Origin of the sequence: Pseudomonas sp. K5002, from assembly GCF_013386655.1 — a bacterium.
Lineage (GTDB): Bacteria > Pseudomonadota > Gammaproteobacteria > Pseudomonadales > Pseudomonadaceae > Aquipseudomonas.
Window position 1 is genome coordinate 1 of record NZ_JACARK010001518.1, and the last position, 752, is coordinate 752.

General features: G+C 66.0%; 1 protein-coding gene. It reads left to right on the forward strand.

The genetic code is table 11. The features are described from left to right. Positions 1-752: DUF4118 domain-containing protein (locus HX846_RS37630; RefSeq protein WP_178967513.1), on the forward strand; the 752-nt coding region annotated here is incomplete at both ends.

Sequence of the window (752 nt, forward strand, 5' to 3'; positions counted from 1 at the left end):
CCTGGCGCAAAAGCTCGAGGCGGACTGGATCGTGGTGCACGTCACGGCAGCCCAGGGCCGCGGCGCCAAGCGTTATCTCACAGCAATGAAAACCCTGGCCCTGGCCAGCGAATTCGGCGCCGACACCGCTACGCTACCGGGCATGGACGTCGCCGAAGCACTGGCCGCCTGTGCCCGGGAACACAACGCCAATCGCCTGGTGCTCGGCCATCATCCGCGCCGGGCATGGCGGTTCTGGCATCAGTCGGTGAGCGACCGGATCAGCCGGCACCATCCGCAGATCGACCAGATCGTGATCGCCCATGGCATGTTGCCAGGCACTGTTCCTGCCATTGAAAAACCTACACCAGCGCCCGGCAGAACCCTGGCCTACCTCTGGTCCACACTCGCCTGTTTCACCGCCAGCGCCATCGCCGCGCTGCTGCTGCAGGTGTTCGACCTGGCCAACGTGGTGATGCTGTTCCTGCTCACGGTGGTGCTGGTGGCTCTGCGGTTTGGACGCGGCCCCGGCGTGTGGGCAGCGATGCTCGCGGTGCTGTGTTTCGACTTCTTTTTCGTCCAGCCGCGCTACTCGTTTACCGTCAACGACACCCAGTATTTCTTCACCTTCGCGCTGATGCTCGGCATCGCCCTGATCACCGGGCAACTCACCGCCCGCCTGCGCCACGAAGCGCGCACCGCCGCTGCCCGGGAACGCCGCGCTACTTCCCTGGCGCGTCTGGCCCGGGACCTGTCGGCCGCGTTGACCGTGG